The sequence below is a fragment of the Desulfobaculum sp. genome, assembly GCF_054921475.1.
The window spans coordinates 1-14373 of sequence record NZ_JBUDSW010000072.1 but is presented as its reverse complement, the minus strand read 5'-3'; the positions used below and the strand labels follow the sequence as shown (position 1 = coordinate 14373).

Sequence of the window (14373 nt, the reverse complement as noted above, 5' to 3'; positions counted from 1 at the left end):
CCGGCGCGGTGAACATTGCCCCGGGTATGTTTGCCGATGAGGTGGAGGCCGTGCTTGGCACGCCCGAGGACGAAACCACCCTTGTCATCTATTGCAGCTCCGCCAGCTGTATGATGAGCCACGAGCTGGGCGAGAATCTGCGGATGCTGGGCTACACCAATATTTTGATCTACGAGGCCGGTTTCAAAGGCTGGCAGGACGTTCAGGGCGACGTGGAGCAGAGCGAATGAGCAGAGTGGAAGACTTTGGACGCATCGTCCTTGGCGTGGTGTTCATGGCCGCGTCCGTCATGAAAATACTGGAGCCGGGCCTGTTTGCGCAGGTGGTGCAGAACTACCAAATCCTGCCGCCCGAGGCGATTAATCCCGTGTCCATGGTGTTGCCGTGGCTGGAGTTTGTGTGCGGCGCGGCCCTTGTGTGCGGCGTGGCCGTGCGCGGCGCGTCCGTGCTCATCACCGGCATGCTGACGGTGTTCATCATTGTCATGTGGTACAACGTCTCCCGCGGGCTGGACATCAGCTGTGGCTGCTTTTCGGTGCGCCCAGACGCCAAGGGCGAGATGATGTACTCGGTCTGGCGTGATACCGCCCTGCTGGTCTTGTCTATCCTTGTGATGTGGCGCAGCTTTGTGGAGCACGCGGCAGAAGTGCGCTCGCACCGCTTGCAGCGCGACATCCGCCGTGCCCAGCGCCGTGGCAGAACCCTCGCCACGATGGATGCGCCGTATGCCGCACCTGCGGGCGCGGTGGCCGGAATGCCTCGCGTGGAGGCTGAGACGGGACAAGCGAGCGACCCGTGGGCGGAGTTGGACAGCGCGGCGCAGGGCGCGGGAAACGGCGTGGCCGCTGATGGCGGCGCATTTCCCGCTGGCTATACGCCTCTTGGCGAATCCGCTTCAACGGCTCCCCGGTTTGGGGATGCTGAGCGCGCTGTGGATGCTGACGGAGTGGTAGAGGGTGGCGATGCGGCAGGTGTTTCGCCACAGGCCGAATCTGCGCCTGAGCCCATCGCGCTGGACCCTGAACCTGCCGCGTCAGAGGGTGAACCGGACGCTGAATTGGACGCAAAACCGGACTCGGAGAATGAAGAGCCGGACGCGGAGGAGTCTGTGCCCGGCACTCCACATGCGGCCCCAGCCGGGCAGGGCGACGCCGTCAGCGATGACGGCGGCCAGTCGGCCCAGCCGGAGTCGTCACAGCCGGGTGATGAAGACCCCGGCAAGAAGGGCGACGCTTCCTCAGCACCAATGAGCGGCGTTGGCCGGGAAAGGTTCCCGCCACGCCGCTTCTTCGTCCAGACCGCGCGAGGCAATGGCTATGGTCTGGTTCCATGTTTTTTGGCTAAGGGCGCGGAGTGCGGCCTGCGGAAGCAGGATAAGGCGTTGCCGCCACGGTACGTCGGTCCCGCGCAGGCGCATGGTCTGCCGCAAGCGGGCAAAGGTTTGCCACGTCAGCGGCAAAAAGTGGATCATCAGCGCAAGGGCGAGGGCGACGCTCCACGCGCGGCGGCCAAGCACTGGGCGCAGCATCCACGCTAAGGCTAGCCCCAGCTTACGCGGCGAAGACGACAGCGCAAGACACAGCCCCACCAGAATAAGCAGCCCCAGCCGTAGGCCAAGCAGGCCGCTCTCTGTCAGGGCCGCCGCAACGGTCGCACCGCTCCAGAGCTCCACGAGGCACTTCACCGCGGTCCACAGCCCCACAAAAATTCCCGCCGCAGCGGTCAGCCGCAGGTCAGCCGCAGACCGGCGGCTGAGAAACGCCGTCAACGCCGCGGCGGCGACGGCAAAAACGCCAAGGCCTACCGCCCCGGTGTGCAGGATAAGCAGGCCAAAACCAAGGGCCAGCAGGATGCGGACCCGGTGGTCCAGCACGAAGTGGGGCAGCTGGGCGGGGCCGCCATGTGTAGCGCTGGCTTGGGGCGCGGCGGCTGTGGGCGCAAGGCGTTTTCCGTCCTGCATAGCTATTCCCACCGCCGCAGGGTGCGGTCCAAGGTCCAGCTGTCCGGTGGACGCACGCCATATTCTGCAATGCCGTTCAGCACCTCTTCCGGGCGTCCGGCGCGCACCAGTCTTCCGCCGTGCATCACGGCGATGATGTCGGCAAGGTCCACCAGCGGGGCAAGGTCATGCGAGGTGATAATCTGCGTGAGTCCGGCCTCTTTGCTGTCTTCAATCAGTCTGCGCATTTCGCGCATGCCGGGGTAGTCCAGCCCGCTGAGGGGTTCGTCAAGGAGCAGGAATTCCGGCTCGCGCAGGAGGGTTGCGGCAAGGCAGAGCTTGCGTTTTTGCCCCCATGACAGGTGCTGAACCGGGGTCTGCCATTGCTGGAGAAGGTCAAAGCGCTGGGCCATGTCGCGGGCGGCGGCGCTGCGCTGTGGTCCTGCCCCGCCAAGGAGCAGGTCTTCCTCCACCGTGGAGCCAAGAATTTGCAGGTCCGCGTCCTGCAGCAGCAGCCCGGCGCTGCGCCGGAAGGCCTTTTCATCGCCGGGTGTGGTGATGGGGCCGCGTGCAATGCTCCCGGATTTCGGCGACAGCAGTCCCGCCAGCAGGGAAAGCAGGGTGGTTTTGCCTGAGCCGTTGGCCCCGGCAAGCACCACGATGCTGCCCGCCGGGATGGACAGGGAAATATCCTGAAGCGTGGCCGGGGCGCCACTGTAGCTGAAGCAGACGTTGTGGATTGTTATCATTATGGTAGTCTCGCTTGAAGTCGTAGGGCGAACAGACAGTTGCACATGCCCCGCCCCCTAGTCCAGCCCGGTGTGGGCCCTCATGCGCGGGGGCGGAAAGATTTCTGGAGGCACCATGCATCAGCTGCTTCACATGTTTCATCCGGCCCTTATGGGCGTGCTTATTCTTGTGGCCCTGTATGTATTCTATACGGGAACGCAGCGCGCGAGAATGCTGCATTTTGGGCACAAGGCGCGCTTCGCGTACGGGCGGCACGTTTTTCTTGGCGCTGTGGTGGTGCTGGGGATGGTGCTCGGTATGCCGGGTGGGATGTATTTTGCGTGGCACCGTACCGGCGAGCTTGGCAGCACGGGGTGGCACTTCGTTAATGCGGTTTGGTACATCCTGCCGCTGCTCGTTCTGGGCGGCGGCGCGGGCTGGCTGATGCATGTGCGCCGTGCCAAGCGGCTTCTTCTCCCCGTGTTTCATGGGTTGTGCATGGTGCTGCTGGTTGCGCTTGCCCTGTGTCAGGCGTCCACGGGCGTGCTGATATTGCGCTCCACGCCGTATTAAATTATGCCGAGCCCTCCCCCGGGCCATGCATACCCCTTTGGTGCCCGCCAGAGGACGAAATCCGTGCGCTTTCGGCGCAGGGTGTCATATTCTGCGTGTGAAAAATGGTGCGTTGTATGCTGGCTCTATTGACATCGTGTTACCGCGGGTGTAGCGCCGGACGTGGAGTGGAGCGCAATAATTGCTGCATCCCACGTTTGTAAGGAAGTGACACGATTATGCAGGACAAAACCCCCCACATTGATGTGAACGGACCGCGCCAGCGCCTTGAGGTGACCGCGGCGGGGCGGACGTGGCTTATTGAGCGCACGGCCGACCTTGAAACATTGTGGGAGAGCATTGGCGAGGACGATTTTGGACAGGACGAGCGCCTGCCCTATTGGGCCGAACTGTGGCCCTCCAGCGTGGTGCTGGCCAACTGGCTGGCGCAAAACCGCGAGCGCATCGCGGGCCGCGTTGGGGTGGACATGGGGTGCGGCCTTGGGCTGACAGCCCTTGTGGGCGCGTTGTACGGCGCGCGGGTTTTGGCCTTTGATTATGAATATGAGCCGTTGGTCTTTGCCCACGGCAATGCGCCGCTCAACGGCGTCAGCCAGCCCCTGTGGGTGCAGATGGATTGGCGCTCCGCCGCGTGTGCGGCCGGGGCGGCGGACTTCATCTGGGCCGGGGATATTATCTACGAAAAGCGCTTTATCGGCGCGGTGACGGATTTTTTGGACCACACTCTGGCGGCGGATGGCGTGGCATGGATTGCAGAACCCGGCCGCGCTGTTGCGAAGCCCTTTGAACGCGCCGTGCGAGAATTGGGCTGGAGCTTTCGGCGCGTGGTCACCGAAACCATGCAGTGGGAAGGCCACCCCGTGACCGTGCATATCCTTGAAATAACGAAAAATGCTTGACCATAACGGTCTGGTATGAAAACCCCGATCATTTCGGAGGACGCAATGGGAAAGACGATCCGTTTTGGTGTCTCGCTTGATTCCGACCTGCTGGACAAGTTCGACAAGCATTGCGAAGAGCACAGCTACCAAACACGTTCCGAGGCCATTCGCGACCTCATTCGTAACACGCTGGTAAAGAAAGAGTGGGAAGAGTCCGATAGGGAAGTTGCCGGAACGCTCAGCATGGTCTATGACCACCACCAGAGCAACCTTTCCCAGCGTCTCACGGAGTTGCAGCACGAGGCGCACGAGCTTATTCTTTCGACGCTGCATGTCCACTTGGACCATCACAACTGCCTTGAGGTGCTCGTCCTCAAAGGCCCTGCGGACAGAATCCGCAGCCTCGGCCAGCGGCTGGCTTCGACCAAGGGCGTCAAGCACGGCAAGCTGAGCCTGACTACTACCGGACAGGACTTGGTATAGACCCAATGAAGGATGTACAAAGCGGCCCGGCCGATGTGGCGTTGCCCATCGACCGAGTCGGCGTGAAGAATTTGCGCCTGCCTGTTCTGGTAAAAAACCGGGACAACAAGGGCGAGGTGCAGCATACCGTGGCGCAGGTCGACCTTTCCGTCGATTTGCCCGCACGCTTTAAGGGCACGCACATGAGCCGCTTCATCGAAGCGCTCAAAGAGTGGAGCGAGGAGCTGGACTACGCCAGCTTTATGCGCCTGCTGGGGGATGTGCGGACCCGGCTCGAAGCCGAGCGTGCGCACCTGATCTTTCGGTTTCCGTACTTTCTTCTGCGCAATGCGCCGGAGACGGGAACCGCGGCACCAATGGACTACCAGTGCAGCCTGGTAGGCGAATTGGACAATGGGAATCTGACCTTCGAACTGGGTGTGGATGTACCCGTTATGACGGTGTGCCCGTGCTCCCTTGCCATTTCTAGTGGCGGGGCGCATAGCCAGCGCGCCATTGTGCGGGTTCGGACTCGTTCGCAGGGTATGGTGTGGATAGAAGACCTTATCGGCATTGCCGAACGCGCCGGGTCGTCCCCGGTTTATGCGCTCCTCAAGAGGGAAGATGAGCGCCGCGTGACGGACGACGCCTTCGCCAACCCCGCCTTCGTAGAAGACGTGGTGCGCGCGGCGGCGCACGAACTGCGCCAGCTGGAGCAGGTGTCGTGGTTTAAGGTCGAGGTGGAGAGCCAGGAGTCTATTCACAATCACAGCGCGTATGCCATTATTGAAATGGACAACGACTTGTGAGAACCTGATAGACAGCGAGGGGTCTTCGTGTGCCCTCGTGACCCGAAAAGGACGGTTTTCCCATGAAAGTGCTAGGCACAGCCCAATCAGCTCTCAGTGCGTTCTCCACGGCGCAGGCCGTGACGGCGAACAATATTGCCAATGTGAATACCGAGGAGTTCATGCCCTCGCGCACGGACTTTGAGGAACGCCCGGACTATTCCGGCGTCGCCGTTGCAGATATCAGCCAGGAGGGCAGTGCCGTGCCCACCGCGGGCGGCGTCCTGCCGTCCCCAGCCCCATCGCAGACGGACCTAGCCGTGGAAATGACCACGCTCATGTCCAACCAGCGGGCCTTCGAAGCGTCCGCTGCTGTTGTTCGCACACAGGACGAAATGCTTGGTACGCTTCTTGATAATCAAGTGTGAGATGCCGAAAATGCTGACAAAATACCGTCAGTAGCCAGTATTCGGCATACGTGTGTCCTGGTTTTCTAAAAGTTTTCTTGACTTTGCGTCAGTGTATTGACAGCAATATGCTGATAGCGTGTGTCTTTACGCGTTGTTTCCGGTGCTTGTCAGAGGGGGGACCGGCAACCGGGGCTCATGTGGAGGATCAATGGATATCGTTAAGAGTGGTATCATAGGACAAAGCCCGGCCCTGAAGAAAGTCTTCGGGGTGCTCGCCAAGGTCGCCCCTACCGAAAGTACGGTCCTTGTCACGGGTGAATCCGGAACCGGTAAGGAACTGCTGGTTCGCGCACTCCATGCCAACAGCAAAAGGGCGGACAAGCCTTTTGTCCCCATCAACTGCGGGGCCATCCCGCGCGAACTTCTGGAGTCCGAACTCTTCGGGCACGAGAAGGGCGCTTTTACGCATGCCATCCGTTCGCGCGCCGGCCGGTTTGAGCTGGCCGACGGCGGCACCATATTCCTTGATGAAATAGGCGAATTAGACCTCTCTTTGCAGGTGAAAATCCTGCGCGTACTGCAGGAGCGCGAGTTCGAGCGCGTTGGCGGAAGCAAAACCCAACAGGTGGATGTGCGCATCGTTGCCGCCACCAACCGCGACCTTGAGGACGAAGTCAACAAGGGGAACTTCCGCGAGGACCTGTTCTACCGTCTTAACGTCATTCCTTTGCACCTGCCGCCATTGCGGCAGCGCGGGAACGACGTCTCGCTGCTTGCAGACCATTTTCTGAAACGCTTCACCGATACACAGGGTTGCGCGCCGCTTAGGCTGGGTCCGGAGGCGCGGGCCATGCTCCTGTCCTACTCATGGCCGGGAAATATCCGCGAACTGGAAAACTTCATGGAGCGGCTGTCCATCCTCTGCGATGGCGATACCATCACGCCCGAAGACCTGCCGGAGAAAATCTGGTCGGACATCGGACGCGAGCGCCCCATGGAGGAAATGCCCCCAGCTGTGCCTGCCGGCTTTGCATGGCCGCAGGTTCAGGACCTTGTGGACAAGGACCTTGACCTCAAGGCCTTCCTAGACAAGGTGGAGGAAAAGCTGCTGGTGGAGGCCCTGGGACAGGCCGATGGCGTCAAAAACCGGGCTGCCGAGATCCTCGGCATCAAACGGACGACGCTCATCGAAAAGTTGAAGAAGAAAGGCCTGTAATCCTGTGACTGTCAGCGGTCCCCGCCGATTGGGGCTTCCCGTGGCAAAGACATATCGTGCAGGACGCATTTGTAAGCGTTTTGCATGGTTGTTGCATAAAGAGTTGTCGTGAGCGTTCGTACTACTAGCAGCCTGTTCTGCATCCTCTTGCTGGCAAGCCTTGCGGGGCTTTGTTTCCCGGCATCCGGCCGGGCCGTGTCGTATTCCTTCGGGCTTCACCCGGATAAGGAACGCGTCGTCTTTACCTTTCCAGACAACCTGCCAAAGTATGACGTCGTCCGTACCGGCAAGCGCAGTCTGACTGTTGCCGCGCCGGAGGGTATGGGCACCGTTACCGGGGGCCGCCCGGACCTTGGCGGGGCAAACATTGTGGGAAGCGTCACCCCAAAGCCGGACGGGGCAACCCTTGGGCTGAAGACCGATGCCTTCGGGTATGTGGCCTTCACGCTGGAGAACCCGCCGCGCCTTGTGGTGGACGTCTTCCCGGACCCGCTGGGCGCGCGGTGGACGCCGCGCGCAGGGGCCGATGCGCCGCAGGTCAAAGCGCCTGCACCCGCCAAAAAGCCCGCCCCCAAGGCGAAAAACGCGACGCGTACCGCGCCGAAGGTGAATGCCACCACGCCGCGCCGCGCCGCCGCGCCACAGACCAATGCGACGGGGAACCGTACCGCCGCCCCATCCCGCACCAATGCCACTCAGGCCAATGCCACTGCACCCTCCCGCGCCGCAGCGTCCAATCAGACCGAGTCAAAGTCCATGTCTCAACGCGTGGACAGTGGCGACGACGCGGCCAAGGACTCCGGCAACGTCTTTCGTGGCCGGGTGGTGAAGGGGCAAGGCGTTCCTGAGGTGCGTCAAAAGCTGACGACACCGCAGGCTGTGCGCCGTCCTGTGGCGTCCAATACCACCGCCACGCCGGAACCGCAGGTCTCCGCCGCCGCTAAGGTGCCGTCGCAGCGGGTGGAGCAGAAGGCCAACGGCACAGGTGTGCGCGAAAAGGTGGCTGATTTTCTGCGTGACGAGTCCATGCCGTGGGCCGTTCGCGCCAAGGTGAATCGTGGTTCCAAGGCCGACGCAACTCCCCTCAGCGCGCCTGAGGATGATATGTCCGGCGTGAGGGCGGCTTCGGACGCGCTCCCGCAGCCCGTCGCCGAAGAGCCGCAGCCCGAGCCGGAAGTGCAGCCTGAACCGGAATCGCCCCAGCAGCCGGAGGAAACGGTTGTGGCCGAAGGGGACGTGACTCCGGCCGAGGATAACGCCACCAACGCTACCAATGCGACGCAGACGCCGGACTTTGAGGAAGTGATGCTGGGCGCGCAGACGGCCCAGAGCATGGGTGAGTATGACACCGCGCTGGAACAGCTGGATATCCTGACCCGCGATACCCGCGTGCCCGACGACATGCGCGAGGAAGCGCTCTATATGAAGGCCGATGTGCTCTACAGCAAGCACACGGGTGAGCTGGAAAGCCACTTTGACGAGATTAACGGCGCGTACGAAACCGCCATGAACTCCAATCTGGATTCCCAGCGCGTGCCCACAGCGCTCCTCAAGCGCGGCGTGCTGAACCTCAAGGTTGGCAATATTCCCGAAGCGACGGCGTTCTTTAACCGCCTGCGCAAAAAGTACCCCAACGACCTGAATGTCCCCCTGACCTATTATTACTGGGGTGACTACTATTTCAAAAACAAGAACTATCAGCGCGCTGCGGACGAGTTCCAGTACCTTGTCCAAGTCTACCCGGACAGCCAGTTCGTGCGCGAGGCTTCCCTTGGTCTGGCCCGGTCCCTCAAGGAGCTGGGTTACGACAAGCAGGCCTTCCAGATTGTGGACTTTATCGAAAAGCGCTGGCCGCGCTATTATATCGAGTTCCCGCCGTTCCTGCAGTTGCAGGGCGACGCCGCCTATCAGGTGGACAACTTCGAGGCCGCCAAGGACTACTACTGGTCGTATTACAATATCGACCCCAAGGGCGACGACGCGGACATCATCCTTGCCCGCCTTGGCGATATTTACGTCAAGACGGACAAGCCCGCCGCCGCGCGCGAAGTGTACCAAAAGGCCGTCACCGAGTTCCCGGACCGCGAGGGCGGGCTGATTTCCAAGATGCGCCTTGCCGAGGAAGGCATCTACGACGCTCCCACCGTGGAGCAGATGTACAGCATCTTTGACAAGCCGCTGAACCTCAAGCCGTCCGAGATTTACAACGAAATTATCGCGGACCACCCGGAGAGCGCGCTTGCGCCGCTGGCGCACCTCAAGCGCGGCATCTGGGAGATGTGGAACAAGAAATACCTCGACGCCATTGCCTCTTCGCGGGCCTTCGCCCAGAAGTACCCGGAGAACAAGCTGCTCCCCCGCGCCATGGATGTGGGGCTGCAATCCTTTAGCCAGTTCGTCGAACCGCTGGTGCGCGAGGAAAACTACCCCATGATTATCAAGCTGTGGGAGGAAAACGACTTCCTGCGCAAACAGCGCGAGCAGCTTTCACCCGGCGCGCGTATGGCCCTGGCCCTCAGCTTCTGGAAGCGCGGCAATCCCGAGCGCGCGCTTGATATCGTGACGCCGTTCCTGAAACAGGCGCAGATTCCCGAAGCCTCGGAAATGGCGATGAGCCTTGCCCTGTCCGTGTATCTGGAAAATCAGGCATGGGAAAAGGTGCTGGAGACCGCAGACGCCGTGAAGGAGTGGGAGCTTTCCCCGGACCATCGCCGCGAACTGCGCTACGCCGAGGCCCTTGCGCACGAGAATCTTGGTCAGTTGGACAAGAGCCGTCCCCTGTGGATGGAACTGGCGCAGGACCGCCAGCTTGACGAGCGCCAGCGCGCCTACGCCCTGTACTTCATGGCCCTTGAGGCCGAGGAGAAGGGGCAGCTTAAGGTTGCCTACAACAACGCGCAGGAGGCCCTTGATACCTTGCTCCGCAGGGACGAGGACCAGAGCAAGATTCGCGATACCTTGCGCATTCTTGTGAATGTGACCGAGCGCTCCGGCCGCGTGCCCGAGGCCCTGAAGTGGTCTCAGGAGTATGAAAAGCATATTCCTGAGGGCGACCCAAGCCTGCGCGCCCTGCATTACCGCATGGCGGGCCTGCACAAAAAAATTGGCGACACCAAAAAGTGGCGCGAAATGCTGGGCAAGCTGGCTGATTCCGCACCGGATACGCTCTATGGCCGTATGGCCGCGTCTGACCTCAAGCTTGACAGCCTTGAGCAGGCCACGCGACAGTATCAGCCAGACGCAACAACGTTGCAGTAACGCTGGAAGCATCCCCGTCAGCGCGCGCTGGCGGGGCGGAGGGGGAGTATGGATAGACTACCCGTCGTCGCCGGACAGTTCTACAGCAATGACCCGGACGCCCTGAAGCAGGACATCGCATCATGCATGTCCACCGCGGAAGGGAAAATGCCGGAGCGCACCGTGCTCGCCATGGTGCCGCACGCGGGCTATCCCTTTTCAGGGGGCGTGTGCGGCAAGACCATGGGCGAGGCGAACTTTGCCTCGCGTGTGATTTTGCTGGGCCCCAATCATACGGGCAATGGCCGCCCGCTGGCCGTGTGGCCAGATGGGGTGTGGCGCATTCCCGGTGGAGAGGTGCCCGTGGACGAAATGCTCGCCGCGCGCGTCATTGCCTGCCACACCGCGCTGGAGGCCGATACTGTGGCGCATGCTTACGAGCATTCGCTGGAGGTCGTGCTCCCCTTCCTGCGCACGGTTCGCCCGGATGTTGGGATTGTGCCCATCTGTGTGGCGGAATCGAATATTGATGTGCTCCGGGCTGTGGCCGGGAGCATTGCCGCCACCCTCAAGCAGGACCCCCAGCCTGCCAGCATCGTCGTCAGCTCGGACATGAGCCATTTTCTTAGCGACGTGGAAGCCCGAAAACTCGACACATCCGCCCTGAACGCAGCGGTGGCCCTTGACGCCGAAGCGCTGTATCATGAGGTCCTGTCCAAGGATATTTCCATGTGCGGCATTTTGCCGATGACACTTGGTCTTTTCCTCGCGCGCGAGCTTGGCGCAACCAGCGCCCGGCTTGTGGCGTATTCGACCTCCGGCGATGTGACGGGCGACTACAGCAAAGTGGTCGGCTACGCCGGAATACTGGCATCCTAAGCGGTGCAAGGAGTGTGACCATGATTTCTGCTTTGCGGCCGGGGGCGGCGAAGATTCTGCTTCTGGTGCTTGCGTTTACTCTTGTGGTGGGCTGCCAGCCCACAAAGCCTTTGCCCCAGCCCCGCCGGGTTGTGAATCCGGCCACGGTTTCCGGTGCGGTGACCACGCCAAAGTGGGATATCGCCGCCGTCGCCTACGAGCATTTTGGGCAGGGCATGGACTATGCCGATGCCGGCTTGGCCCCGGTGTTCCTCGTTTTTCATAATAAGGGCGACGCCAGCCCCGTGGTGCGCGTGGAAGAAACGCGCGGCAAGGGTGTGGACGGCGAGTACCTTGCCTACAACCATGAAGAGGCCACGCGCCTCGTCTTTGCCTCCGAAACCTTCTCCAACACAGCGTCCAACGCGGGCAAGACCGCGGCGCTCGGTTCCTTCCTTGGTGCCGGGCTTGGCGCGCTTCTCGGTACCATTGGTGGTGGCGACAATATCTGGAAGGGCGCGGCCATTGGCGCGGCAGGCGGCGCACTGGTTGGCGGCGCTGGCGGCGTGTATGCGTCCTCCGAACGCGACCTCAAGCGCGTTATCCGGCGCGAATTGGACCAGTACGGCTGGAATGATGAGCCGGTCCCGGCGGAGTACACCCGTGTGGGGTATCTCTACTTCCCGGCGGAACGCCAGATTAACGCCGTGCGCCTCATCGTGCGTGATGGTGGGAGCATCCATTCCTACACGGTGCCCGTCGCGGCTACCGAAATGGGCGGGGAGGACGGCAAATAGTCGCGGACTCCCTCAGTATTTGAAACGCCTCCAGAGCGCGGTGGTCAGTTATGACCGCCGCGCTTTTTTGTGCGCAGGACGGAAGGGGGGGATGGATGCCCCTCGCTTTGCGCCGGAGCGTAAAGGGCCAGAATGTCGGAAGGCGGACATAGGGCGAGACTACGGCCTGCGGAAATGACGTGGCTGTGCGGGCGGCGCGCGAGCCTTACATTGTCACACGAAATCATGACGCAATGTGCGACGTACTGTGGGCTGAAACGTCATCGCGCTTCAGCGTTAGGGCTTGGTGTCCGTAGGGGAGTGGGGCGGCCTGAGGCCGGTGACGGGGGAGGTGTCGCTGTATGGCGGCTGGAGGGTACGGAGGAGAACGCTCTGTTGACCACCGTAGGCGTACAGACAAAAAAGCGCCCCGCAGACAAAGTCTGCGGGGCGCTTTATGGATTGCGCCGGGATGTACGGGCGGCCTAGCTGTTGAGGATGCGCTTGGCCATTTCGTCCTGCACGTCGGTGATGAAGGGGACACCCGTTTCGCGTTCGGTCTCGCGGTTGGCGGAGGCGATGTCGCCGCGGGTGATTTCGTCAAGGGCGAACTTGCGGGAACCGGCCAGCAGCTGCTGGAGTCCGGCGGACAGCTTGTCCACGAGGCCCCACATGGCGACTGCGCCGTAGGGGATGTTCTGCATTTCTTCCTTGCCCACCTTCTGCGCCACGTCGTGGTAGCCCGCGAAGATTTCCTCTGCGGTGGAGCCGAGGTCGCTGACCGTGGAGGGCAGCTTGTCCCAGTTGCCACACACGGCTTCGCGGCGCTCGGGGCGCAGTACGCCCTCGATGTTGGAGCCGAGGAAGCCCGGAATCATCATGGCGCGGCCCATGCACACCATCTTGGTGTACGGCGCGCCAAGGGCGAGGGCCTTGAAGATGTTGGAGCACTTGGCAAAGCCGCCGGCAAAGCTCATGTCCACAACCTTGTGGCCCTTGGCCGCGAGGATAGAGGCATATTCGTGCGCTTTGGCGTGCAGCAGGATGGAGGGGACGCCCCACGATTCCATCATGTTCCACGGGCTCATGCCCGTGCCGCCGCCGGAACCGTCCATGGTCAGCAGGTCCAGCTTGGCTTCCGTGGCGAACTTGATGGCCATGGCGAGGCCTTCCATACCGTAGGAGCCAGTCTTGAGCGTGATGCGCTTGAAGCCCAGCTTGCGCAGGTATTCCACGGTGTGCATGAATTCTTCATGCACCTGCTCATAGCTGTTGAGGTGCGTGTAGCCAAGGCGGCTGTGGCGGGCAAAGGAGTGGATGGAGCCGCTCTTGAAGGCTTCCTGCACTTCGGGGCGCTCGGGATCGGGGTCCACGAGGTAGCCGCGCTGCTTGAGGAAGCGGGCGTACTCAAGGCTGGCGACTTCAATCTCGCCGCCGATGTTCTTTGCGCCCTGCCCCCACTTGAGCTCCACAACAACTTTGTTGCCGTACTTCTCGGCGAGGTACTCGGCCACGCCGTTGCGGGCGTCCTCAACGTTGAGCTGTACGATGATGGCGCCGTAGCCGTCGTAGTAGCGCAGGTAGGTGTCGATGCGGCGTTCCAGCTCGGGGGCGCTGGTGATGCGGCCGTCCTGCAGCTGGGAGGCGCGGTCCACGCCCACAACGTTTTCGCCCACAACAATGGGAATGCCGACAAGGGCGCAACCGATGGCAAAGCTGTCCCAGTACTTGGCGGCGATAAAGGTGGAGCCGAGAGCGCCCGTCATGAAGGGCACGCGGGACGTGGTCTTTACCTCGTTGCCGAAGGTCGTCTCCAGAGAGACGTCCGTGAACAGACAGTCGCCACACGCAGCCTTGTCGCCGCCGGCAGCGGCGCCATAGTTGGTGCCCTGAACGCGCAGCGAGTTGTAGGACACGCCAACGTGGGTGGTGTTGCCGCTGCCGGCGGTCACCACGCCGAAGTCGCGCGGGTAAAGCGTCTGGCGCCCCTTAAGGCTGGACAGCCACGTTTCGCACTTGCCCTTGCAGTCCGCGCGGCACAGCGTGCACAGACCGGACTCGATGGCGTTGCCACGGTTGACAGAGCCAAGAACATCATTGTTTTTCGACCACTGCGTCATATCAGCTCCATGAAATGCTTAAATTCTGATCAGATGAGTGTATCCGCGCCGTATGGCGGCGCTGCTTCCCTATGCCTTGCGCAATTCCCCTAGAATGTTGCGAATTCCAGTGAGTAATCGCTTTTGCCCAAGGCGTCAATCCGGTGCAAAGCATGGCGGTGCGGCGTGGCGCACTTTTTCGTGTTTTGGCAAAAATGGCATATGGGGCGATGGAGAGAGATGAAAATGGGCATATGCGCATGAGGGCCGCTGATGCGGCGCGTGCGGCGTTTTGGCTGTTTGGCGATGCGTGGGCAGGGGCGAGGGCGAAAATGACGTGAGGCGGCGGCATGTTGCGGGCGAATTTTCACCGCTGCGGGCGTTTGCACCGTGGAACGGGGAAAG

At 61.7% G+C, this 14373-nt stretch carries 14 protein-coding genes; 11 read left to right on the top strand and 3 right to left on the bottom strand.

Features of this window, described 5'->3' with window-relative positions:
* Together ACY69P_RS06660 and ACY69P_RS06655 are read left to right on the top strand one after the other, a co-directional pair.
* Positions 1–230 (top strand): rhodanese-like domain-containing protein (locus ACY69P_RS06660; RefSeq protein ID WP_462326941.1); only part of this gene is annotated, 230 nt, incomplete at its 5' end.
* Positions 227–1537, top strand: a complete 1311-nt coding sequence (locus ACY69P_RS06655) for a MauE/DoxX family redox-associated membrane protein (protein WP_462326940.1) — start codon at positions 227–229, stop codon at positions 1535–1537. The genes ACY69P_RS06660 and ACY69P_RS06655, both read left to right, overlap by 4 nt.
* A gap of 425 nt (positions 1538–1962) precedes the next feature.
* On the opposite strand, the gene ACY69P_RS06650 is transcribed toward ACY69P_RS06655, so the two are convergent.
* A complete protein-coding gene (locus ACY69P_RS06650; RefSeq protein ID WP_462326939.1) occupies positions 1963–2688 on the bottom strand; it encodes an energy-coupling factor ABC transporter ATP-binding protein in 726 nt (241 codons plus the stop codon).
* A 115-nt stretch (positions 2689–2803) separates the two neighbouring features.
* Here ACY69P_RS06650 and ACY69P_RS06645 point away from each other — a divergent pair, with 115 nt between their 5' ends.
* The 9 genes from ACY69P_RS06645 to ACY69P_RS06605 all read left to right on the top strand — a co-directional run bounded on the left by ACY69P_RS06645 (position 2804) and on the right by ACY69P_RS06605 (position 11890).
* A complete protein-coding gene (locus ACY69P_RS06645; RefSeq protein WP_459899490.1) occupies positions 2804–3241 on the top strand; it encodes a hypothetical protein in 438 nt (145 codons plus the stop codon).
* Positions 3242–3459: 218 nt separating this feature from the next.
* Complete coding sequence (locus ACY69P_RS06640; protein ID WP_404844675.1) at positions 3460–4140, top strand: class I SAM-dependent methyltransferase; 681 nt, start codon at positions 3460–3462, stop codon at positions 4138–4140.
* Between the two features lie 45 nt (positions 4141–4185).
* Positions 4186–4605 (top strand): nickel-responsive transcriptional regulator NikR, encoded by a 420-nt coding sequence (gene nikR, locus ACY69P_RS06635; RefSeq protein ID WP_404844676.1) that lies wholly within the window; start codon positions 4186–4188, stop codon positions 4603–4605.
* A 5-nt stretch (positions 4606–4610) separates the two neighbouring features.
* Complete coding sequence (gene folE2, locus ACY69P_RS06630; RefSeq protein ID WP_404844677.1) at positions 4611–5393, top strand: GTP cyclohydrolase FolE2; 783 nt, start codon at positions 4611–4613, stop codon at positions 5391–5393.
* A gap of 62 nt (positions 5394–5455) precedes the next feature.
* On the top strand, positions 5456–5800 hold the full coding sequence (locus tag ACY69P_RS06625; protein WP_404844678.1) for a flagellar basal body rod C-terminal domain-containing protein: 345 nt from the start codon (positions 5456–5458) through the stop codon (positions 5798–5800).
* 190 nt (positions 5801–5990) lie between these two features.
* Positions 5991–6998 carry a sigma-54 interaction domain-containing protein gene (locus ACY69P_RS06620; protein WP_459899494.1) on the top strand — a complete coding sequence of 336 codons (1008 nt, stop codon included), beginning with the start codon at positions 5991–5993 and terminating at the stop codon, positions 6996–6998.
* A gap of 108 nt (positions 6999–7106) precedes the next feature.
* Positions 7107–10256 carry a tetratricopeptide repeat protein gene (locus tag ACY69P_RS06615; RefSeq protein ID WP_462326938.1) on the top strand — a complete coding sequence of 1050 codons (3150 nt, stop codon included), beginning with the start codon at positions 7107–7109 and terminating at the stop codon, positions 10254–10256.
* Positions 10257–10304: 48 nt separating this feature from the next.
* Positions 10305–11114 (top strand): AmmeMemoRadiSam system protein B, encoded by an 810-nt coding sequence (gene amrB, locus ACY69P_RS06610; protein WP_462326937.1) that lies wholly within the window; start codon positions 10305–10307, stop codon positions 11112–11114.
* Positions 11115–11134: 20 nt separating this feature from the next.
* Positions 11135–11890: a hypothetical protein gene (locus ACY69P_RS06605; protein ID WP_462326936.1), complete on the top strand. Its 756-nt coding sequence runs from the start codon at positions 11135–11137 to the stop codon at positions 11888–11890.
* A 464-nt stretch (positions 11891–12354) separates the two neighbouring features.
* Here ACY69P_RS06605 and ACY69P_RS06600 read toward each other — a convergent pair whose 3' ends face one another.
* Positions 12355–13989, bottom strand: a complete 1635-nt coding sequence (locus tag ACY69P_RS06600; RefSeq protein ID WP_462326935.1) for a glutamate synthase-related protein — start codon at positions 13987–13989, stop codon at positions 12355–12357.
* A gap of 89 nt (positions 13990–14078) precedes the next feature.
* A partial coding sequence (locus ACY69P_RS06595) for a hypothetical protein (RefSeq protein ID WP_462326934.1) occupies positions 14079–14373 on the bottom strand: 295 nt, incomplete at its 5' end.